This is a genomic window from Janthinobacterium sp. J1-1 (assembly GCF_030944405.1).
Lineage (GTDB): Bacteria > Pseudomonadota > Gammaproteobacteria > Burkholderiales > Burkholderiaceae_D > Janthinobacterium.
The window spans coordinates 1655281-1675931 of sequence record NZ_CP132339.1; the positions used below are offsets into that span (position 1 = coordinate 1655281).

General features: G+C 60.8%; 14 protein-coding genes and 1 tRNA gene. 4 read left to right on the forward strand and 11 right to left on the reverse strand.

The window, feature by feature from the left end; genetic code table 11:
- Window positions 1-251: 251 nt before the first annotated feature.
- The 4 genes from Q8L25_RS07495 to Q8L25_RS07510 all read right to left on the reverse strand — a co-directional run bounded on the left by Q8L25_RS07495 (window position 252) and on the right by Q8L25_RS07510 (window position 5868).
- Complete coding sequence (locus tag Q8L25_RS07495) at window positions 252-1292, reverse strand: hypothetical protein (protein ID WP_308924262.1); 1041 nt, start codon at window positions 1290-1292, stop codon at window positions 252-254.
- Window positions 1293-1692: 400 nt separating this feature from the next.
- A tRNA-Leu gene (locus Q8L25_RS07500) sits at window positions 1693-1779 on the reverse strand.
- Between the two features lie 149 nt (window positions 1780-1928).
- Entirely contained in the window at window positions 1929-3251 is a 1323-nt protein-coding gene (locus Q8L25_RS07505) for a hypothetical protein (RefSeq protein ID WP_308924263.1), read from the reverse strand.
- Window positions 3252-3519: 268 nt separating this feature from the next.
- Entirely contained in the window at window positions 3520-5868 is a 2349-nt protein-coding gene (locus Q8L25_RS07510) for a DNA polymerase II (RefSeq protein WP_308924264.1), read from the reverse strand.
- Between the two features lie 175 nt (window positions 5869-6043).
- Here Q8L25_RS07510 and Q8L25_RS07515 point away from each other — a divergent pair, with 175 nt between their 5' ends.
- Window positions 6044-8287 carry an ATP-binding protein gene (locus Q8L25_RS07515; RefSeq protein WP_308924265.1) on the forward strand — a complete coding sequence of 748 codons (2244 nt, stop codon included), beginning with the start codon at window positions 6044-6046 and terminating at the stop codon, window positions 8285-8287.
- A 9-nt stretch (window positions 8288-8296) separates the two neighbouring features.
- A complete protein-coding gene (locus tag Q8L25_RS07520; protein ID WP_308924266.1) occupies window positions 8297-8752 on the forward strand; it encodes a response regulator in 456 nt (151 codons plus the stop codon).
- A gap of 11 nt (window positions 8753-8763) precedes the next feature.
- On the opposite strand, the gene Q8L25_RS07525 is transcribed toward Q8L25_RS07520, so the two are convergent.
- Entirely contained in the window at window positions 8764-10368 is a 1605-nt protein-coding gene (locus Q8L25_RS07525; protein WP_308924267.1) for a response regulator, read from the reverse strand.
- 213 nt (window positions 10369-10581) lie between these two features.
- Here Q8L25_RS07525 and Q8L25_RS07530 point away from each other — a divergent pair, with 213 nt between their 5' ends.
- Window positions 10582-12264, forward strand: coding sequence for an AMP-binding protein (locus tag Q8L25_RS07530; RefSeq protein ID WP_308924268.1), 1683 nt, complete (start codon window positions 10582-10584; stop codon window positions 12262-12264).
- Window positions 12265-12430: 166 nt separating this feature from the next.
- Complete coding sequence (locus Q8L25_RS07535; RefSeq protein WP_308924269.1) at window positions 12431-12904, forward strand: type II secretion system protein; 474 nt, start codon at window positions 12431-12433, stop codon at window positions 12902-12904.
- Window positions 12905-12907: 3 nt separating this feature from the next.
- Here the strand turns inward: Q8L25_RS07535 and Q8L25_RS07540 are convergent, their stop codons facing one another.
- From Q8L25_RS07540 to trxA, 6 genes are all read right to left on the reverse strand, one after another.
- Window positions 12908-14854 carry an AAA family ATPase gene (locus Q8L25_RS07540; RefSeq protein WP_308924270.1) on the reverse strand — a complete coding sequence of 649 codons (1947 nt, stop codon included), beginning with the start codon at window positions 14852-14854 and terminating at the stop codon, window positions 12908-12910.
- A gap of 275 nt (window positions 14855-15129) precedes the next feature.
- Entirely contained in the window at window positions 15130-16128 is a 999-nt protein-coding gene (locus Q8L25_RS07545) for a collagen-binding domain-containing protein (protein WP_308924271.1), read from the reverse strand.
- A gap of 136 nt (window positions 16129-16264) precedes the next feature.
- The gene (locus tag Q8L25_RS07550; protein WP_308924272.1) at window positions 16265-17989 is read right to left on the reverse strand and encodes a glycosyltransferase; all 1725 of its coding nucleotides are present in this window, start codon (window positions 17987-17989) and stop codon (window positions 16265-16267) included.
- 155 nt (window positions 17990-18144) lie between these two features.
- Window positions 18145-18414, reverse strand: coding sequence for a type B 50S ribosomal protein L31 (locus Q8L25_RS07555; protein WP_308924273.1), 270 nt, complete (start codon window positions 18412-18414; stop codon window positions 18145-18147).
- A gap of 285 nt (window positions 18415-18699) precedes the next feature.
- Window positions 18700-19962, reverse strand: coding sequence for a transcription termination factor Rho (gene rho / locus Q8L25_RS07560; RefSeq protein ID WP_034746249.1), 1263 nt, complete (start codon window positions 19960-19962; stop codon window positions 18700-18702).
- A 155-nt stretch (window positions 19963-20117) separates the two neighbouring features.
- Window positions 20118-20444 (reverse strand): thioredoxin TrxA, encoded by a 327-nt coding sequence (gene trxA, locus Q8L25_RS07565; RefSeq protein ID WP_065309607.1) that lies wholly within the window; start codon window positions 20442-20444, stop codon window positions 20118-20120.
- Between the last annotated feature and the right edge of the window lie 207 nt (window positions 20445-20651).

Here is a 20651-nt window from a genome sequence, read left to right on the forward strand (position 1 = left end):
AGCATGCGGGTTGCGATATCGAACCGGCACGCTGCTTCCAGCGCGGGATTTTGAGTCTCTTGAAAAATTATTTAAAATCAAAGCACTAATCTTGATTTTACTTCCTCAAATCACCAAGGATGCTACTTTGTGACGCCCTGAGACTTTAAAGCCTTAGAACGTTTTGCGGAAAGACTTCGCTAAGAAAATTTGCAATCAATTGCAAAAAAGCCCGCATCAGCAGGCTTTTTTTGTTGTTTGAATGAACTTATCTAGGCCTGCTGGCCGTCATCTGGGACCGCATGATCTTGCTCGCTTCCGACAGGATGTTGTTCTCGCTCATCGTTCGGCGCAGATCCGCCATCAGGTCGTTCTGACTGCTGCTCATCGCGCGAGTTGGCGTCGAAACCTTGCTCTGCGCTGGCAAAGGATTCAGGAACATTCTCATCTTGATTCTCCGTAGGTGCTTCAGGTTGTTGTTGCGAAATTTCATTAAAGGCTTCTACTATAGCAGAAGTTGAAGAGCCCAGTTTTGACATGGGGTGGTTGCGGAAGCTGTTGCAGAGCCACTGTTCATGCGGATTCGGCTTTGTAACGTCCTTGAAGAGTTGCCGCGCTTCAGACCTGTCAATTACAAATCCATGTGTTGGGTACCCCATAATCAGTTTGTTCAGAGAGTGCTCAATCAAGCTTTTTGACTTCGAGTCGAGCCGTTCACCATAGTGTCTGGCGATCTGAAGCGCGGCATTCATTTCGCCGAGCTTCACAGGATCGACCTGCGCAAACAGAGGTTCATACAGTCCAATGACAAGCCCACTCGCGATCTCAGATGCAATTTTAGTGCTTAATCCCGCCCCGCCGTTGATGTCAATCAAATATGTTTTAAAGGACTGAAGTGCTTCGTCTTGAAGGTAAGTCACACCCCGTAGGATGTCAAGCCCCGAGCTTTGTTGAAATAATTCATCTTGTTTGCGTAGCTGTACGTCAAGAGGCCCCAGCTCTGCTTGGTCCGCCATGACCAGCCTTGTCGCCCCAATGCAGATGAGTGTCCCAGCACTTTTGCAGTATGCCGGGATGAGGATAGAAAAATTGTCAGCGCCATAGTTATGGATCGCGGCCCGAGCAATGCGATATCCAGCGTTCGGGTCGCCGCCATAGGTGTTCAGCACCATGAGCAACTTCTTGCGGCGAGGCTTTTCCAGCAGACGGCAAAATTTATCGTACCCTTCGCGCGCGATGCCGCCGGAATAAATCACTACGTCAGTATCGTTGTCAGCAAAATGAGCCTGGCACTCAGCAAGATCTATGGTCATATTCAAAAGTATAAATTTGAAAACTCAAGTATATGTACTTTCATGCCAACAATTATCTCTAAATGTAACATTCAGGTCATCTAGGAACGTCCCCTATCTGGTAGGTTTGACCAGCTTCCCTCGTCGATGCCGAACATATTGAGCAGTCATAGTTTCGGACGAATGCGCGCGATTGCCGCCAGGGCAGATCAACTTGAGCGAAGCTTGCCTCCACCGCCTTACTTGGGCGCGATCGGGCTTATTAGAGGCGCTTTGCGCGTCTAACTCGATGGCGAACCGTGCATTGTAGAGATGCCACGATTGGACTTGAGCGCTTAACAAATTGGGATATTTTGCGGAACGTGCATAGAATTGCGGAACAAAACAAAACGGCCCTCAAGTCTGAGAGCCGCATGTTTGTTGGTGCCGGGAGCCGGAATCGAACCGGCACGCTGTTTCCAGCGCGGGATTTTGAGTCCCGTGCGTCTACCTATTCCGCCATCCCGGCAACGCGAGACGCATTATTACTGATTTATCGCGATCCGGCAAGTTTTTTGCTTTATCTATCATTTATACCGTTTGCACGGCATCTTGCCAGCCATGCAAAACGCCGCCGCAGGCGTGAGCCCGGGGCGGCGTTGTGGGCGCTACAGCAGCTTAGGCAGGGTTATGCACCGAGCTCAGCTGGCGTGCGATGATGTCGTGGTTGAGCCAGACGACGGGCGCTTGCGGGTCGGACATGGCATGGAACATCAGCGGACCCGTGCCTTCCAGCACCAGGGAACTCAGGTGGTCGGTGATCAGTTCCTTGCGGTCCTTGTGCAGCTTGGTGATGTCGTCGGAGGTGCCGATCATGACTTCGGCCAGCTCTGGCGTGTTGTCCATCGGCCAGGCGGCGAAGTTGCGGAAGTGGACGCTGGTGGCGTCGCCGTTGTAGGCGGCGATGCGGTCGAGCAGGTCTTGCAGCGAGGTGCCGTCTTCCAGCAGGGCCTGGCAGGTTTCCCATTGCTGTTCGGCCCAGGCGCCGCCGCCTTCTTTCTTCAGGGCGTCGAGCAGGGGGAACAGCGACAGTTCCACGCCGACAAAAATGTCGGACGAATTGGTGCGGATTTCCGGGCAGTTGAAGACGGTCGCCTTGATGCCCTTGTCCCACGCGGCCTTGGCCACGTTTTCCAGGCGCATCTTGGCCAGGCCCTGGGTGTAGTTGCTGTAGGTTTGCCACTGGTACTTGCCGTCGATCAGGATCTCGGTGCCGTGGTAGCCGTAGGCGCTGTAGCGGACCTGGCCGCCGGCCTGCTCGATGCGGGCGCGGATGGCGGCGCTGCCGTCGATCAGGTGCTGCAGGGTGTTGGCGGTGACTTCGTCGAAGTTCATCAGGATCAGCTTGCCCAGGTCGCTGTCGAGCAGGGCGCGCGAGGACATGAAGCGCTCGCCGCGGCCTTTGTAGATGCGGTTGGCGATCGCCAGGAAGACCTTGACCTTCGGAATGCCGCCGGCCATGGTGTGGGCGAAATAGACATTGCTGCCGTCAGGAATCAGGCTGTCCAGCTCGGCCATGGCTTTTGCCACCGAGGCCGTGAAGCGGGCCGTGCCAGCTTCGCGCGAACGCTCGATTTTTTCCCAGTCCAGTTTGTCTTCCTGCCAGCTTTTCAGCGTCAGGTCGGACAGCAGCGCGGTCGGGGTCGGCTCGCCTTCCGGTGCGTCGAGGTCGAAACCGGCCATCAGCGGCACGTTGATGATGCGGCCACCGAGGTTGGCTTCGGCTTCGGCCAGTTCTTCCGCGTTCAATGGGCGCAGCGCCAGGTTTTCATCGCGGCGGCCGACCGTCATGCCGACGATGTTCATGCCCGCCTTGCGCGCCTCGTCCAGCAGGCCATTGACATAGCCCCGGCCGAACAGCTCGCCAAACAGCACAAAGGTATCGCCTTTGCGGAAGATGTTTTTTTGCGGAATGTCTCTTAAGGACGTGATCTCGGTCATGGTGTCAATTCATTCTAAAAATAACAGGCAAGGGGCAAGCGAGGCCGCATTGCGTGCTGGTTCAACATCGGTGCAGTATGCGCCACTTCAGTCCGGAATATGGTGTTGCGAATGATTCTCGACTGGGGCGCAGCTTCTTGTAACTGGTACAGCTCTTATTCTTTCGCCATGGCGTATTTTACGCCTGTGCAGGGCTGAATGCCTGTGGCCGAGGCCAGGCAGGCGCCGATATTACCTCAGCTTGACGGCGCAGGTAAGCAGAATCGCTTCAGAACAGGTCGTGCTGGCGTGAAATCAGCTTGGAAAAGTCGTCGCCGAGGAAGGGCAAGATGGCGTCGGCCACCGGCTGCAACTGCTTCGTCAGGTAATGCTCGTAGTCGATGGACGAGCGCTGCGTCTCCAGCGGTTCGGGGCCGGCCACCGTGATCACATAGCTGATCCAGCCGCCGTTCTGGTACTGCAAGGGGCGCCCCTGTGCCAGGTTGTAGGCGTCGGCCGTGCGCGCGGCGCGCACATGGGGCGGCACGTTGCGCAGGTATTCGTCCAGCGGCCGGCGCAGGCGCTTGCGGTAGACCAGCAGCGCGTCGAATTCGCCGGCCAGGGTACGCTCCACGTAGTCGCGCACGTAGTCCTGGTAGGGCGCGCGCTGGAAGATGCGCAAATACAGGGCTTGCTGGAATTGCTGGGCCAGCGGGGTCCAGTCGCTGCGCACCGTTTCCAGGCCCTTGTAGACCATCTGTTCGCTACCGTCGGCTTTGCCGACCAGGCCGGCATAGCGCTTCTTGCTGCCTTCTTCCGAACCGCGGATGGTGGGCATCAGGAAACGCCGGTAATGGGTCTCGAATTGCAGCTCCAGCGCGCTGTCGAGGCCGAATTCCTCGCGCAGATAGTGCGTCCACCACTGGTTGACGTGCGCCACCAGCGCGCGGCCGATGGTGCCGGCCGCCTCGTCGTCATGCGCGGTATTGAGCCAGACAAAGGTGGAGTCGGTGTCGCCATAGATCACCTGGTAGCCCTGTTCGGTGATCAGCTCGCGCGTGCGGTGCATGATGTCGTGGCCGCGCAAGGTGATCGACGAGGCCAGGCGCGGATCGAAAAAGCGGCAGCCGCTGGAACCCAGTACGCCATAAAAGGCATTCATGATGATCTTCAGCGCCTGCGACAGCGGCGCGTTGCGCTCGCGCTTGGCGACCTCGCGGCCTTGCCATACCTGCTTCACGATGGTGGGCAGGCAATGCTTTTCGCGCGAGAACAGCGCGCCGCGATAGCCGGGCACGGGATTGATCTCGTCCTTGCGCGTGCCCACCACCAGCCCCACCGGGTCGATCAGGAAGGTGCGGATAATCGACGGATACAGGCTTTTGTAGTCGAGCACCAGCACCGAATCGTACAGGCCCGAGCGCGAATCCATGACGAAGCCGCCCGGACTGTTGTCGCCCTGCACGTCGCCCAGGTTGGGCGCCACATAGCCTTGCCGGTGCATCAGCGGCAAGTACAAATGTTCGAAAGCGGCCACCGAGCCGCCGCTGCGGTCGGCCGCCAGGCCCGTCACGCTGGCCCGTTCCAGCAAAAAGGTCAGCAATTCGGTCTTCGCAAAGATGCGCGTGACCAGTTCGCAATCTTTCAAGTTATAGCGTGCCAGGGCCGGCTTGTCTTCGCGAAAGCGGCGGTCGATCTCGGCCATGCGCTGATACGGGTTGTCGATCGATTTACCCTCGCCCAGCAGGGTTTGCGCCACGTTGTCCAGGCTGAACGAGGAAAAATTCCAGGTCGCCGATTTCAGCGCCTCGATGCCGTCGATGATCAAGCGGCCGGCGGCCGCCGCGAAATAATGCTCCTGCTTGCCGCCATGTTCGCGCCACTCCAGTTCGGCGCCGCCGCGCCCCAGCTTCAGGGGCACGCGATGCCGCTGGGCCTGCTCGCGCAGCACGCGCAGGTCGAACTGCACCACGTTCCAGCCGATGATGGCGTCCGGATCGTGCTGTTCCATCCAGCTGTTGAGGCGCTCGATCAGCTGGCCGCGGCTGGCGCAGTATTCCAGGTCGAAGTCGAGCGGTTCGTCGCCGCCGTTTTTCGGCCCCAGCATATACACCTGGCGCTGGCCGCAGCCTTCGATCGCGATCGAATACAGCTCGCCATGGGCCGTGGTTTCGATATCGAGCGAGGCCAGTTTCAAACCGGGCCGGTAGCCGGGCGCGGGTTTCAGGTGCAACTCCTGGCCGGCTTCACCGTCAAAGGCGACCGGTGCCGTGATAAAGCGCTCCATCAGGTAGCGCTCGGGCGGGCGGATATCGGCCTCGTAGACATCCACGCCATGGGCGCGCAGGTGTTTCTCCAGCTTCAGCAACTGCCGGTATTGCTTGCAATACAGCCCTAGCACGGGGCGATGGTGAAAATCGCACAGGGCCAGGGGCCGCAGCTCGGCATGGCGCTCGCCGCGCAGCAGCAGTTCGGCCTGTTCTTTTTGTTCCAGGGGGATAAAGGCGACCGAAGTCTGCGGCGGCAGGCGCACCTGGCGCGGGCCGGCGTCGGTCGCCAGCCAGAAATCGACCTGCGTGCCGTCGCGGGTATCGCGCCAGTGGCGGGTCAAAATAAAGCCCTGTTGTAAAGATTGCACCGTTGACCTTGCTGTAAGAATCGCTATGCGCCGCCGCGCTGGGCTGCATGGTAATGCAAATGCGTGCCGCTGAATATGCCGCCAGGGCGCATGCCGTGCGGCATCGGCTATTGGGCTCTAGTAAAATAGCATTACTTTCACCGCCTGACCGGCCCGCGTTGCCGACATACCCGCCATGATGCCAGCCGCTACCGCCCCGCTTCCCCTCAATCTCACCGCTTGCGACCAGGAGCCGATCCGCATTCCCGGCAGCATCCAGCCGCACGGTTTCCTGCTGGCCTTGCCGCAAGATGGCGCGCGGCATGTGCTGCAGGCGTCCGCCAACCTGGCGCAGATCACCGGCGTGGCGTTTGACCCGGCGCTGAAACAGGACTTGCCGGCCATCCTGGGCGAGCAGGCCGGCGCGCAGCTGGAAGCCGAGCTGGCGCGCGGCAGCCTGGGCGTTCAGCCGACGCATATGGGCACCGTCCGCGTGGCCGAGGCCGGCTACTTCGATGTGCTGGGCCATGTGCATGACCGCCTGCTGCTGCTTGAATTCGAGGCCGTCAGCCGCGCCACGCCGCCCGATTTTCGCCACCTGTATCCGAAGGTGGGGAACTTCCTGTTGAAAATCAACGACGTGCAGGATGTGGTCGAGATGAGCCTGCTCGCCGCCCGGCAGATCCGCGACGTGACGGGCTTTGGCCGCGTGATGGTGTACCAGTTCGACCGCGACGGCCATGGCCAGGTGCTGGCGGAAAGCCGCGAAGAGGGCTATGAGTCCTACCTGGGGCTGCGTTTTCCCGCCACCGATATTCCGCGCCAGGCGCGCGAGCTGTACATGCTCAACCGCATACGCCTGATCCAGGACGCCCATTACACGCCGGCGCGCCTGGAGCCGGCCATGAATCCCGTCACCGGCCTGCCGAATGATTTGTCGTATGCGGCCTTGCGCAGCGTCTCGCCGATTCATCTGCAGTACATGCGCAACATGGGCACCCTGGCATCGATGTCGGTGTCGCTGATCGTCAAGGGGCAGTTGTGGGGCCTGATTTCCTGCCATCACGCGACGCCCTTGCCTGTGGCGTTCGAGCAGCGCACCGTGTGCGAACAGCTGGGGCAGATCTTGGCGCTGTGCATCGAGTCGCGCACCGACGCCGGCGAATTGCAATTTCGCCTGGAAGTGCGGCGCACCATGGTCAGCATGCTGGCCGGCCTTTCGCAGCAGAACGTCGACTTTGCCGACAGCCTGTGCAGCGTATTTCCCGAGCTGCTGCGCTTTGCCCGCGCCAGCGGCGCGGCCATCGTGGTCGGCGACCGGATCATGACGTATGGCAATGCACCGGGCGAGCAGGAAGTGGGCGAACTGGTGCAGTGGCTGGGCGCGAACGGCCATGGCGAGGTGTTCCATACCGATCATCTGGGCAGCGTCTACCCGCCGGCGCAGGCCTATGCGCGCCATGGCAGCGGCCTGCTGTCGATGTCGATCTCGCGCATCCATCCGCATTATCTGCTGTGGTTCCGGCCGGAAGTGGTACAGACGGTCGATTGGGCCGGCCAGCCGCAAGGCAAGACGGGGCCGGGCCAGCTGACGCCGCGCAGCAGTTTCGACAGCTGGCGCGAAACCATCCACGGCATCAGCGCGCCCTGGCATGATGGCGAGATTGAACTGGCGGTCGAGTTTCGCGGCGCCTTGCTGGGCATCGTGCTGGAACGGGCCGAGCAGATGGCCGAGCTGGCCGAAGAGCTGGGCCGCATCAACAAGGAACTCGAAGCGTTTTCGTATTCGGTCTCGCACGACCTGCGCGCGCCGCTGCGCCATATCGCCGGCTTTGCCGACCTGCTGATGGAAACGGCGGGCGCGGAAGACCTGGACAAGCGCCGCCGCTTCCTGAAGAACATCAAGGATTCGGCGCGCCTGGCCGGCAAGCTGGTGGATGATTTGCTGAGCTTTTCACAGATGGGCCGCGCCGCCTTGCACCCCAGCCTGGTGAACATGACCGACCTGGTGCGTGGCTGCATCCAGAAGCTGGGGCTCGATATCCGCGAGCGGCGGGTGGAGTGGGAGATCGGTACCTTGCCTGTGGTGCGCGCCGATCCGACTTTCGTGCAGCTGGCGCTGTACAACCTGCTGTCGAACGCCGTGAAATTTACCAGTCACAAGGAGGTCGCGCATATCGCCGTGACCGCCACCGAGACCGCGCAGGAAGTGGTATTCCAGGTGAGCGACAACGGCGCCGGCTTCAATATGGACTATGTGCACAAACTGTTCGGCGTGTTCCAGCGCCTGCACCGGATGGAAGATTTTCCCGGCACCGGCATCGGCCTGGCCAATGTGCGCCGCATTGTCGAGCGCCATGGCGGCCGGGTCTGGGCCCAGTCCACCCAGGGCGCCGGCGCCACTTTCTCATTCAGCATTCCCAAAGACATCGATACGTAAGGCTAGCCTATGTTAAAACCCATATTATTGGTCGAAGATAACCCGCACGACCTGGAACTGACCCTGATCGCCCTGGCCAAGAGCCAGCTGGCCAATGAGGTCATCATCGCCCGCGACGGTGCCGAAGCGCTCGATTACCTGCTGTGCCGAGAACAATATGCCACGCGTGAAGCGGGCAACCCGGCGGTGGTGCTGCTCGATTTGAAATTGCCGAAAGTCGATGGCCTGGAAGTGCTGGCGGAAATCCGCAGCACGCAGGCGCTGCGCAGCATTCCGGTGGTGATGCTGACCTCGTCCAAGGAAGAACAGGATCTGTTGCGCAGCTACGAGTTGGGCGTGAACGCGTATGTCGTCAAGCCCGTCGATTTCGAGGAATTCGTGCGCGCGATCGCCGATCTGGGCATCTTCTGGGCCGTGCTGAATGAACCGCCGCCAGGCTCGCACCGCTATATCAAACCGCAGTAATGGTCAGCTATTCAGGCAGCGCCCTTGCGCCGCTGCAGCAACTGCCGGATGCGGCTGCTCAGCACGTCGGGCGTGTACGGTTTTTGCAGCAGGTTGACGCCGGGATCGAGCCGGCCTTCATGGGCCAGCACGCCTTCCGCGTAACCTGATGTAAACAGGATCTGCGTGTCGGGCAAGTGCTCGCGCACCGCCTCGCTCAGCTGCAGGCTGCTGATTTCGCCGGGCATGATCACATCCGTAAATACCAGGTCAATCGGCACGCCCGAGCGCACCAGGTTCAGCGCCGCGCCGGCATGCGCCGCCTGCAGCACGCGGTAGCCCAGCGCCGACAGCAATTCGACGGTGGAGCGGCGCACTTCTTCCTCGTCTTCCACCACCAGAATGGTTTCCATGCCGCGGCTGAGCGGCGCCATGGGCGTTTCCTCGACCGCCAGCGCTTCCTGCTCATTGCGCAACAGGAAAATCTTCACGCTGGTGCCGACGCCCGGTTCGCTCTTGAGGATGATCTCGCCGCCCGATTGCTTGACGAAGCCATACGCCATGCTCAGGCCCAGGCCGGTGCCCTGGCCGGTCGGCTTGGTGGTGAAGAACGGCTCGAAGGCGCGCTGCAGCACGGCCTGGTCCATGCCGATTCCGGTGTCGGCAATTTCCAGCATCACATAGTCGTCATTGCCCACTTCCGACAGCTGCATCGAACCGGCGTTCATATTGCGTGCGCGCATGGTCAGGGTACCGCCGGCCGCCATCGCGTCGCGCGCATTGATGGCCAGGTTCAGCAGCACGTTGTTGAGCTGGTTGGCGTCGACCATGGTGCTCCACAGGCCGTCTTCGATATCGGTCTCGATGGTGGCGCGCGGGTCGAGCAGGCGCCGTATCATGTCGCCCATGTCGCGCAGCACCTGGCCCGGATTGATCAGCTGCGCCTGCAGCGGCTGGCGCCGCGCGAAGGCCAGCAGATGGGCCGACAGCTTGGCGCCCCGCTCCACGCCGGCCAGCGCCACCTCGATGCGGCTGCTGGCCTTGTCGCTGACGCCGCCCAGCAGCTTGATCAGTTGCAAGTTGCCGCCAATAATCTGCAGCACATTGTTGAAATCGTGGGCCACGCCGCCCGTCAGCTGGCCGATGGCTTCCATTTTTTGTGCCTGGTGCAGGGCCGACTGGCTGACGGCCAGTTCTTCCTGGCTCAGGCGCAAGGAGACAAAGGCGGCGTCGCGCTGCTGGCGGGCGATATACGCACCGCTGTGATAGCGCACCCGGGCCAGCAGTTCGCGCGGGTCCGGCCATTTCACCAGGTAATCGTTGGCGCCGGTGGCAAAGGCCTTGACCTTGATCGACGGGTCGTCTTCTGACGACAGCAGCACCACCGGAATATGTTCGGTGGCCGGATCGCCGCGCAGCATGCGGATCACGTCAAAACCGTCGGCGCCGGGCATGCGCAGGTCGACCAGCACGGTGGTGGCGCCCGTTTCGCGCGCCAGGGCCACCGCCATTTCCGAACGCGCATCGTAGCGCAGGGTGACGTCGGGCTCGCGCTCGAGGCCATGGGCGATCAGATCGAGCGCGATGGCTTCGTCGTCTATCAGCAATACGGAAATGCCTGGAGATTCTTGAGTCATAAGCAAGCCAGGTGGAAGTCGCTATCCAGCTTCCCGAGCCGGCATGCAAATATTTTACATGAGCTTGACTAGTTACATTCGCAAGCAATGCTGCCGTGCGCCAGTTTTCAGGCAATTGACCGGCGTGCCGCGTGCCGGGGATGGTTGGGGCTATAATTTTTCTTGTTTTTGTCATTATCAGAGCGCAAAAGCGCCCCTTACCCTGGAGACGGTATGCAAGACATGAGTTATGTGCACGGTGCCCACGAGACACCGTTGATCGGCGACACCATCGGCGCTTACCTGGACGCCATCGCGGCACGCTATCCGCAGCACGATGCCCTGATCGTCGCGCACCAACAGGTGCGCTGGACCTACGGCGAATTCCGGCAGCGCGTGCACCGCCTGGCGGCTGGCCTGCTGAAACTGGGCCTGCAGCCGGGCGACCGCATCGGCATCTGGTCGCAGAACTGCGCCGAGTGGGTGCTGACCCAGTTCGCCACCGCCAAGGCGGGCCTGATCATGGTCAATATCAACCCCGCCTACCGCCGTTCGGAGCTCGAATACGTGCTCGACAAGGTGAGCTGCAGCGCGCTGATCCTGTCGCCCAGCTTCAAGTCCAGCGACTATTTGACCATCGTGCAGGACGTGGTGCCGGACATCGCCGCCAGCCGCGCCGGCCAGTTGCAGTCAAATCGTCTGCCGCAGCTGCGCCATGTGATCCGCCTGGGCCAGGACGCCACGCCGGGCATGCACAATTTTGATCAGCTGATGGACGGCATCACGGAAGCCGACCTGGCGCACCTGGAAGCGGTCAGCGCTACCCTGCAGTTCGATGACGCGGTGAATATCCAATTTACTTCCGGCACCACCGGCGCACCGAAAGGCGCCACCCTGACGCACCACAATATCCTCAATAACGGCTTTTTTATCGGCGAGGCCATGCGCCTCACCGAGCAGGACCGCCTGTGCATCCCGGTGCCGCTGTACCATTGCTTCGGCATGGTGCTGGGCAACCTGGCCTGCGTCACGCATGGCGCGGCGATGGTGTTTCCCGGCGAAGGGTTCGATCCGAAAGCCGTGCTGGAAACGGTGCAGGCCGAGCGCTGCACGGGGCTGCATGGCGTGCCGACCATGTTCATCGCCATGCTCGACCACCCCGACTTCCAGCAATACGATCTGTCGCAGCTGCGCACCGGCATCATGGCCGGTTCGCCGTGCCCGATGGAAGTCATGACGCGGGTGATCGAGCTGATGCACATGGAGGAAATCACGATCGCGTATGGCATGACGGAAACTTCGCCTGTCAGTTTCCAGACCGCGATCGAGGACCCGCGCGAGATGCGCGTGTCGTCGATCGGCCGCGTGCACCCGCATCTGGAGGTAAAAATCATCGATGGCGAAGGGCGCATCGTGCCGCGCGGCGAAAAGGGAGAATTGCTGACGCGCGGCTATTCGGTGATGCAGGGCTACTGGGGCGACCCTGAAAAAACCGCCGAGGCGATCGACGCGGCGCGCTGGATGCACACCGGCGACCTGGCGGTGATCGACGCCAACGGCTTTTGCAGCATCGTCGGCCGCTCGAAGGACATGGTGATACGCGGCGGCGAAAACATCTACCCGCGCGAAGTGGAAGAGTTTTTATACCGCCACCCCAGCGTGCTTGACGTGCAATGCGTGGGCGTGCCCGACGCCAAATATGGCGAAGAACTGTGCGCCTGCATTATCTTGCGCCCCGGTACTCAAGCCACCACCGCCGAGGACATCCGCGCCTTTTGCGACGGCCAGATCGCCTATTACAAGATTCCCCGCTATGTGCGCTTTGTCGAGGAATTTCCGATGACGGTGACCGGGAAGATCCAGAAGTATCTGCTGCGCAAGCAGGTGGCGACGGACCTGGGCCTGGGGGCGGATTGATGGCGGTATTTGTTATTGTGGCAATGCCGGCTGCACACGCATGCACGGGAAATAAAATTGCTTACATGTAATATTTTTATACAGTAAAATAACTAAATTACTTAATGCTAACATGGTGCGTGCCCAGGAGCAGCCATCGGCCATCCGCCATTGTCGAAAAACCGCCATGACTGTATCGCCACGCCGTTTCACATCTGCCCAGGGCGGCTTCACGCTGGTGGAGCTGATTTCCGTGATCGTTATCCTGGGCATCCTGGCGGCGACGGCCTTGCCGAAGTTCGCCGACCTGGGCAGCGATGCGCGCAGGGCCACCATCCGGGCGGCGAGCGGTGCGCTGGCCAGCGTCAATGTCATGACGCATGGAAAGTGGCTGATCACCGGTTCAAGCACCAGGACCATCGACATGGAAGGGGTCGCCGTGGCCATGGTCAACGGCTATCCCTCGTCCGCGGCCACCACCGCGGCGGCGGCCGGCCTGTCCGCCGATGACTGGACCATCATTGTCAACGGCCGCGACCTGATCATCCGCTCCAAGGGTGCCCGTACGCCGGCCAACTGCAAGGCGACCTATTCCGAGGCCGTGGTTGACAATGACGTGCTGACGCCTTCCGCGGTCAAGGTGGTCGACAGCGGTTGCTGACACTTATGCCGCGTGCAGTTGCGCTTGCGGTAACGCTTGCGCTGATGCGGGCACCGGCTGCAAATGCTCTTCCAGCAACTCGAACACGGCATCCTTGGACAGCACATAGCGTTCCAGCAGCACCACCTTGATCGCCTCGATGGCGGCGCGATAGTCGGCGATCGCGTCCAGGGTGTAGCTGTACAGTTCGTCCGCCTTGGCTTCCACCAGGGCCAGCGTGCGCTCGTCGCCGTGTGCGTGTTTCAGCTGGCGGTAATCGAGCTTGGAGCGCGAGTACATCGACAGTTTGTTGACCATGGTGTCGAGCAGGGTCGTGGCTTTTTCGATATCGTTCTGGCTGCCCACCGAGATGCCGCGCGCGCCATAAAACAGTTCCTCGGCCGCCACGCCGCCGTACAGGCCGATCACGTCGCGCTCCAGTTCTTCCAGGGTGCGCAGCGACAGGTCGTCGCCCGACGACAGCACATAGCCGAGCGCGCCGATCTTCGAGACGGCTTCGGTACTGATCTTGAGCAAGTGCGACTTCTGCTTGACCTCCATCAACGGCATGCCGGCGCGCAGGTACGGGTCGATCTGCATGAAAAAATGGCCCAGCTCGTGCAGGGCGATGCGTTCGCGCTGCAAGTGTTTTTCGGCGGTGGCGGCGCGGTCGGCCAGGCCGATGGTGGCCCGCTCGAACGCCCGGAACAGCAAATCGGTATCGATCAGCACTTTTTCCTGGATCGCCAGCATGCTGGCCCGCTCGACCACGGTTTCCAGCAGGGCCGGGCTGAGGTTGGCCGTCACTTTGGCCACCTGCGCCAGGTCCATCCGAGGCCAGTCGACGCAGCCCTCGGCCTTTTGTGACAGGAAATGGCTTAACAAGGCACCGCGTTCGGCCTTGTTGGGCAGGCGGAAATTGATTTTCACGGGGAAGCGGCGCAGCATGGCCTCATCCATCTGGCTCGATGCATCGTCGAAGTTGGAGGCGACGATCCAGATCACGCCCGCGCCTTCGCTGCTTTTCACGCCGTCCAGCAGCCCCAGCAAGGTGTTGGCCGTATCGTCTTCCCATTTGCGCTCGCCGCGTCCACGCGGCATGAACAGCGATTGGGCTTCGTCGAGGAAAATGATGCAGCTGCCGCGTGCGCAAGCCTTGCGGTACAAGGCATTCAAGGCCTTTGCGCCGCCGCCCACATAGCCCGATTCCAGCGCCGAACCCGAGGCCTGGATCAAGGGAATGTCGAGCCGCTTGGCCAGGTAGCCGGCCAGCTTGGTCTTGCCGGTGCCGGCCGGGCCCGTCAGCATGACATTGAAGGGCTTGTCGATATTGTGCGATTTGTACACGCTGCGGTTGCGTATCATGTCTTCCAGGTGCAGCACTTCCTGCTTGATGTCGTCCATGCCGATCAGGTCGTCCAGGCTGCCCTTGAGCTTGCCCGGCGCGATGACATTGGCGCTGACGCCCATGCCGGGGATGCCGAATTTGAGCACGCACAGCAGCAGAATCACGAGAAAAATATCGATCGCATGACGCTGCGCGAAAGCGCCAGCCTCGGCCAGCGCGCCATCATCGGCGTCCTGCAAGACCGCCTTGTGCGAGGCCAGGAAAGCATCGGTGGCGATCGCGTAGGGCAAGCCATTCTTCAGCAGTACTTCGCGTTCCAGGCTCAGGTGCGAGGTGGCCGGCACTTTCACCACATGAATCGATGGCGCATCCTTGAACTTGAACACATAGCGCGGCGTTTCCGATAAGGGCCTGGCCAGCAGCAGATACTCGAGGCGCGCGCGCTGGGCCGGCAGGGCCGTGATTTCGCCGATATTTTGCGAACGCAGCAAGGGACTGGCGTCCTGTGCGACCGAGTTGGCAAAATACAGCGCGGCGGCCACGCCGGCCACCAGGCAGGTCGCCAGGGCCAGGCGGACATAGGTATTCCGGAGCGCAAGCCGGAGTTGGTACAAAAAGGGCATGAAGGACTCGGATGGTAAGCCGGGCTTGCGGGGCTGGGCAGCGGCGGACGATAGTCTGGATGGAGCGCGGGTCGCGGCAGCATGTCGATTCGACATGCTGCGAGGCAACATACTAGTGCCAACTATAGCGCCGTCCACCGGCTTTGTGACGTGGCTGCCACAAAAAAAGGCAGCTGATACAACAGCTTGGCGATGTGCCAATGCTGGATTGTTAACGGCTTAAAAGTAAAAAACACCGGGCGCTTGCGCGTGCCGGTGTGGTATCCAAGGAAAACTCAGGCCATGGCGGGCGCGCGGGCCGGCGTGCGGCGGCGCATCCAGGCCAGCACGCCGAGGCCGGCCAGCAGCATGGCGTAGGTGCCGGGTTCCGGTACGGCCGAGACCGTCACCGCGCTGAAGCCGGTGGCGCCGATTTCAACCTGTGAATTCCACGGCGTTTGCGCGCTGACGGAACTGGCGATCAGGGTGCCTTCCAGGTGGCCGGTGCCGGAGAAATCGCTGTTTGGCGCCAGGATGCTACCCCAGGTGTAGGTGGTCAGGCTGGTGCTGGTGGCGTTCGAGAAATTGAACAGGGTGCGGTCGGCAAAGCTGCTGAAGCTGCTGTAACCACCCGACAGGTTGATGCTGCTGGCGCTGTCGTTGATGATGATATGGGCCGTGCTCTTGATCGACGACAGGTCCAGCGTCAAATTCTTCAGCGAGCTGCTGTCGATATTGAAGATATTGACGTCGGCGTTGATATCGCCGACCAGGGTATAGCCGCTGTTTTGCATGATCACGGTACCGGTCGGCGCCAGCTTGGCGACCTCGTTCGACAGGGTGGTCAGCTGCTGTTTGGCGGCCGCGAAATCCAGGGTCGCGGCGCTGCCCTTGCTGAAGGTGCCCGCTTCGAACCATTGATTGGTCGAGACGGTGGCGCCCGGATTGCTGACGCCGTACACGGCCTTGCCCAGCGCGCCTCCGTTGTAGATGGCGCCGGTGCCGATATTCAGGTTGCCGCCGGCAACAATGCTCGGCGCGCTGGCGCCGGCCGTGCTTTTCTGGCCCACCGAAAAGCCGCTCAAATACACATTGCCGCCGGCGGCCAGGCGTCCTTCGACATCATGGAAACCGGTGGCGGTGCTGCTGCCGACATTGCCGAAAATCAGCGCCGAGTAGCCGCTGGCCGCGCCCAGGTCGATCACCGTCGTTTGCGCTTGCGCCGGCGTGCTCAGGGACAGGGCCAGCAGGGCGGCGCCGAACAGCGGCAGGGCAGGAATCGAAGAGGGGGTCATGGCGGGTCTCATGGTGAGGGATGGGCGTTCTGGCTGGAATGAATTATATGTAAAAAGCAATTCTAATTCAATAAATATAATAATTGTTGGCAAAAAAAACCGGGCAGAGGAGCCCGGTTTTTTTCAGTGCGCTGGCTTATTTCACGCGCTGGTACAGGCGGAAGCGTTCGACATCGTCGGTGGCGCGACGGCCTTCCCACAGCTTGATCCAGTCGGTGCCATGCTGTTCCTGCAACTGATCCCTGCCATCGCGTTTGCGGCTGCTGTCCTGCAGCAGCAACAGGTCGCAGCGCGGGTTGTCGACGCCGGCGAAGGGCAGGCGGCCATAGTAGGCGAACGAGGCGCGCTGGGCCGCCCCCACATTGGTATTGATGCAGGCATTGCCTTGCGGCAGGTTGACGGAAATCTGGTGCGCCACGCTGGCGTAGCTCTTGCTGTAGTTCAATTCAGGCAGGAACAAGGTCATGATCAGCACCCAGATCAGGATCAGGCCGCCGGACGACAGCACCACGGCGCGCCACAACACGGCCGGCTGGCGCGAGATGCGCCAGTGCACCAGCGCCACCCAGCCGGCGGTGGCGCAGGCGGCGACAAAAAAGGCGGCCAGGCCCAGTTCAGGCTTGAATCCTGGCAACAGCTTCAGGGCGTTGTGGGCCAGCTTCGGCGGCCATCCCGTCAGGGCGGCAAACCAGAACAGCCACAAGACAAAAGCGCAGATGGTCAGCACCATCACCGAGAACCAGTCGATGGCGTTGATGGCGCCACGCTTCATGGTCAAGAGGCCAAAGGCGGCCATCACGGCCAGCGGCGGCAGCAGCGGCAGCAGTTGTGCCGGGTCCGGATCGGGATGGAACATGGCCAGCAGGGCCAGCATGGCGACAAAGGTCAGCGGCACCACGATGTGCAGTACATGGTGCTGGCGGCGCCAGGCGTACACGGCCCAGGCGGCGAACGGCCAGGCGGGCCAGAAGAACCAGATGCCGACGCGGAAGAAATACACCACGCTCTGGCGGTCCGGCAGGCTGAACTGGCGGCAATTCCAGTCCGTCCATGCCTGCAGCGGCGAATGGCCGTACGGCTGCAGCAGTTCGCCCGGCAGCAGCCAGACCAGGGTCAGCAGGGCGCCCACCACTACCGCCAGCGCCAGGTGGCCCAGGGTGCGCAGCAGCGGCAGGCGCAGGAATACCGCGCACAGCAGCAATGACAGGGTCAGCGCCGCCGGTGCGACCCAGCCGCGCGTGAGGGTCAGTCCGCCCAGCGCCAGGCCCATCAGGATGGCATTGCGCAGCGAGGAACGTTCCACATAGCGCACGGCGCGGTACAGCATATAGGCCATCAGCGATACATACAGCGCTTCGGCCGTGATGTCGTGGCTGTGTTGCAGCAGGCCCAGGCAGCCCAGGTAGATCAGGACGGCGGCGTCGGCCAGGGTGCGGCCGAAGTCGTCCGGCTCGGGCTGGCCGCCAAAGGCCAGGCGCAGCGGCTGGGCGTCGCCGCGGCGGCCCAGGTTGAAGGCGGTGTACCAGACCGACAGGGCGCTGATGACGAAAATGCCGATGGTCGACATGCGCGCGGCAAACACTTCGTCGCCGATCCAGCCGAACAGCTTGATGAAGATGGCGCCCAGCCAGAACGCCAGCGGGCCTTCGTCGGGCATCGACATGCCGGCGACATTCGGCCACAGCCAGTCGGCAAGGCCGCCGTGCGCCATGGTCCACATGATGCCGAAACTGGCGGCGTCATCGTTCTTCCACGGTTCGCGGCCGATCAGGCCAGGCAGGATGTACAGCAGGCCAAGCGCAAACAAGGCCCATCGTGGCAGCGCGAGTGTGGCAGCGGCGGGAAGGCGGACTGGCTTCATCGATGGTGGTATCAGTAAAAAGGAATCTGGGACGCATGCGGACGCGTCGGGCTATGCGGCAGTATAAAGTAAAGAGGCAAAAGGCAAAAAAGGCAGCCGTGGCTGCCTTTTTGTTGACAGCCGAAGCTGCCTGTTTTTGCCGCAAGCGGCAAAAATCAGCCTGCTGCGATCGCGGTTTTCGAACCGACGGTACCGAATTTCTGACGGAACTTCTCGACGCGGCCAGCCGTGTCGACGATTTTGTGCTTGCCCGTGAAGAATGGGTGCGATTCAGCCGACACCTCGATTTTCACCAGCGGGTATTCTTTACCGTCGTGGGTGATTTTTTCGCGGGTCTGGATGGTCGAACGGGTAACGAATTTGAAATCGCACGACAGGTCGTGGAAAACAACTTCGCGGTAATCTGGATGGGTATCGACTTTCATGGTCTTCTCTCTAGGTTGGTAGCCAAACAGCACTTCGTCGGTCGTCTTGCTTCTTGACCCGATTGCCGATCACTTGCCAGGGTTTAAATAAATGCAACCGCAGATTATATAGCGGTTTAAGGCTGGCGGCAATAAAAAAGCCGCTCGGCGAGCGGCTTTGTCGGCAGCATGGTGCCACCGGGGAGGGCGAAACCGTAGCGAGCAGGCCGGAGTTGCGATTGAGTAGCGCAGCCGTACTTTAGTACGGTGAGCAACGGAGATCGCAAATCTGGCCGCGCAGTAGGTTTATCCCCCCCGGCGCATCATGTCGAAGAACTCTGCGTTGTTCTTCGTGGCTTTCATCTTGTCGAGAATGAACTCCATCGCTTCGATCTCGTCCATCGAATACAGCAACTTGCGCAGGATCCAGATTTTTTGCAGCTCGTTCGGCTTGATCAGCAGTTCTTCGCGGCGGGTACCCGATTTGTTCAGGTTGATGGCCGGGTAGACGCGTTTCTCGGCCAGGCGGCGTTCCAGGTGGACTTCCATGTTGCCGGTACCCTTGAATTCCTCAAAGATCACGTCATCCATGCGCGAACCGGTTTCGATCAGGGCGGTGGCGATGATGGTCAGCGAGCCGCCTTCTTCGATATTGCGCGCGGCGCCGAAGAAGCGTTTCGGGCGTTGCAGCGCGTTCGCGTCGACACCACCGGTCAGGACCTTGCCCGAGGCAGGGATCACGGTGTTGTAGGCGCGCGCCAGGCGGGTGATCGAGTCGAGCAGGATCACCACGTCTTTTTTCATTTCGACCAGGCGCTTGGCTTTTTCCAGCACCATTTCAGCCACTTGCACGTGGCGCGTGGCCGGCTCGTCGAAGGTCGAGGCGACCACTTCGCCGCGCACGGAGCGCTGCATCTCGGTCACTTCTTCCGGCCGTTCGTCGATCAGCAGCACGATCAGGGTGATGTCGGGGTGGTTCGCCGTGATCGCATGCGCGATGTGCTGCAGGATCACGGATTTGCCGGACTTCGGCGACGCCACCAGCAGGCCGCGCTGGCCTTTGCCGATCGGCGCGATCAGGTCGATGATGCGGCCGGTGATGTTTTCCTGGCCATTCATTTCACGTTCCAGGCGCAGCGGCTCGTTCGGGTGCAGCGGCGTCAGGTTTTCAAACAGGATGCGGTGTTTCGACATCTCCGGCGATTCGCCGTTGACTTTGTCGACTTTGACCAATGCGAAATAGCGTTCGCCATCTTTCGGGGTCCTTACCTCGCCCTCGATCGAATCGCCGGTGTGCAGATTGAAGCGGCGGATTTGCGAAGGGGAGATGTAAATGTCGTCGGTGGACGCCATGTAGCTGGCGTCAGGCGAGCGCAGGAAGCCGAAGCCGTCAGGCAGCACTTCCAGGGCGCCGTCGCCAAAAATCTGTTCGCCCGATTTCGCGCGTTTCTTCAGGATCGCAAACATCAGCTCCTGTTTGCGCAAGCGGGCCGCGTTGTCAATGTCAAGACCGATCGCCATCTCAAGCAGGGCGGATACGTGTAGGGCCTTTAGTTCGGATAAATGCATATATGTTGAGTGTCCCGAGACGGGAGGTAAAGGTAGGGGAGGGGACTGCGTGGCGTTGATTAATTATCAGGGAAGGGACAGCGTATGGTGCTTCAAGCCGCTTCCCGGTCTATCCAGTCAGGCGGCGCTGCGGGCGCAGCGCTGCCTATCATACATTAAATATTGCTGTCGACGAAAGCGGTCAGCTGGCCCTTGGCCATGGCGCCGACTTTTTGCGCCGCTGCTTCACCGTTCTTGAACAGGATCAGGGTCGGGATGCCGCGGATGCCGAACTTGGCAGGCACTGCCTGGTTCGAATCGACGTCCATCTTGGCGATCTGGATGCGGCCGGCATATTCCTTGGCCACTTCTTCCAGGATCGGCGCGATGGCCTTGCATGGACCGCACCACTCGGCCCAGAAATCAACCAGGACCGGCAATTCGGATTTCAGGACGTCTGCTTCAAAAGAAGCATCGCTAATGTGTTTGATATTTTCGCTCATATTTTCCTCAAATGAGGGTGGGATCAATAATGCCTGGAATTAACCATACGCTGGTTCGCCATCCACGCTTCCTGAAGTACATCTGGCAGGTGGGGGCGATGGGCACAAATTCAATGTTCTTGGAAGGTGCGACCAGGGGTATGCAGGCGGGGATGGCTGAAATAATAACCCATTTTTTCAAAGCGTGGCGATTATTGCGGAAAAACT

Excerpts from the sequence above, each read along its gene's own strand:
- Q8L25_RS07495 (WP_308924262.1), bottom strand. The coding sequence starts at position 1,292 with ATGACCATAGATCTTGCTGAGTGCCAGGCTCATTTTGCTGACAACGAT.
- Q8L25_RS07505 (WP_308924263.1), bottom strand. The coding sequence starts at position 3,251 with ATGACCGAGATCACGTCCTTAAGAGACATTCCGCAAAAAAACATCTTC.
- Q8L25_RS07515 (WP_308924265.1), top strand. The coding sequence starts at position 6,044 with ATGATGCCAGCCGCTACCGCCCCGCTTCCCCTCAATCTCACCGCTTGC.
- Q8L25_RS07520 (WP_308924266.1), top strand. The coding sequence starts at position 8,297 with ATGTTAAAACCCATATTATTGGTCGAAGATAACCCGCACGACCTGGAA.
- Q8L25_RS07525 (WP_308924267.1), bottom strand. The coding sequence starts at position 10,368 with ATGACTCAAGAATCTCCAGGCATTTCCGTATTGCTGATAGACGACGAA.
- Q8L25_RS07530 (WP_308924268.1), top strand. The coding sequence starts at position 10,582 with ATGCAAGACATGAGTTATGTGCACGGTGCCCACGAGACACCGTTGATC.
- Q8L25_RS07535 (WP_308924269.1), top strand. The coding sequence starts at position 12,431 with ATGACTGTATCGCCACGCCGTTTCACATCTGCCCAGGGCGGCTTCACG.
- Q8L25_RS07540 (WP_308924270.1), bottom strand. The coding sequence starts at position 14,854 with ATGCCCTTTTTGTACCAACTCCGGCTTGCGCTCCGGAATACCTATGTC.
- Q8L25_RS07545 (WP_308924271.1), bottom strand. The coding sequence starts at position 16,128 with ATGACCCCCTCTTCGATTCCTGCCCTGCCGCTGTTCGGCGCCGCCCTG.
- Q8L25_RS07550 (WP_308924272.1), bottom strand. The coding sequence starts at position 17,989 with ATGAAGCCAGTCCGCCTTCCCGCCGCTGCCACACTCGCGCTGCCACGA.
- Q8L25_RS07555 (WP_308924273.1), bottom strand. The coding sequence starts at position 18,414 with ATGAAAGTCGATACCCATCCAGATTACCGCGAAGTTGTTTTCCACGAC.
- rho (WP_034746249.1), bottom strand. The coding sequence starts at position 19,962 with ATGCATTTATCCGAACTAAAGGCCCTACACGTATCCGCCCTGCTTGAG.
- trxA (WP_065309607.1), bottom strand. The coding sequence starts at position 20,444 with ATGAGCGAAAATATCAAACACATTAGCGATGCTTCTTTTGAAGCAGAC.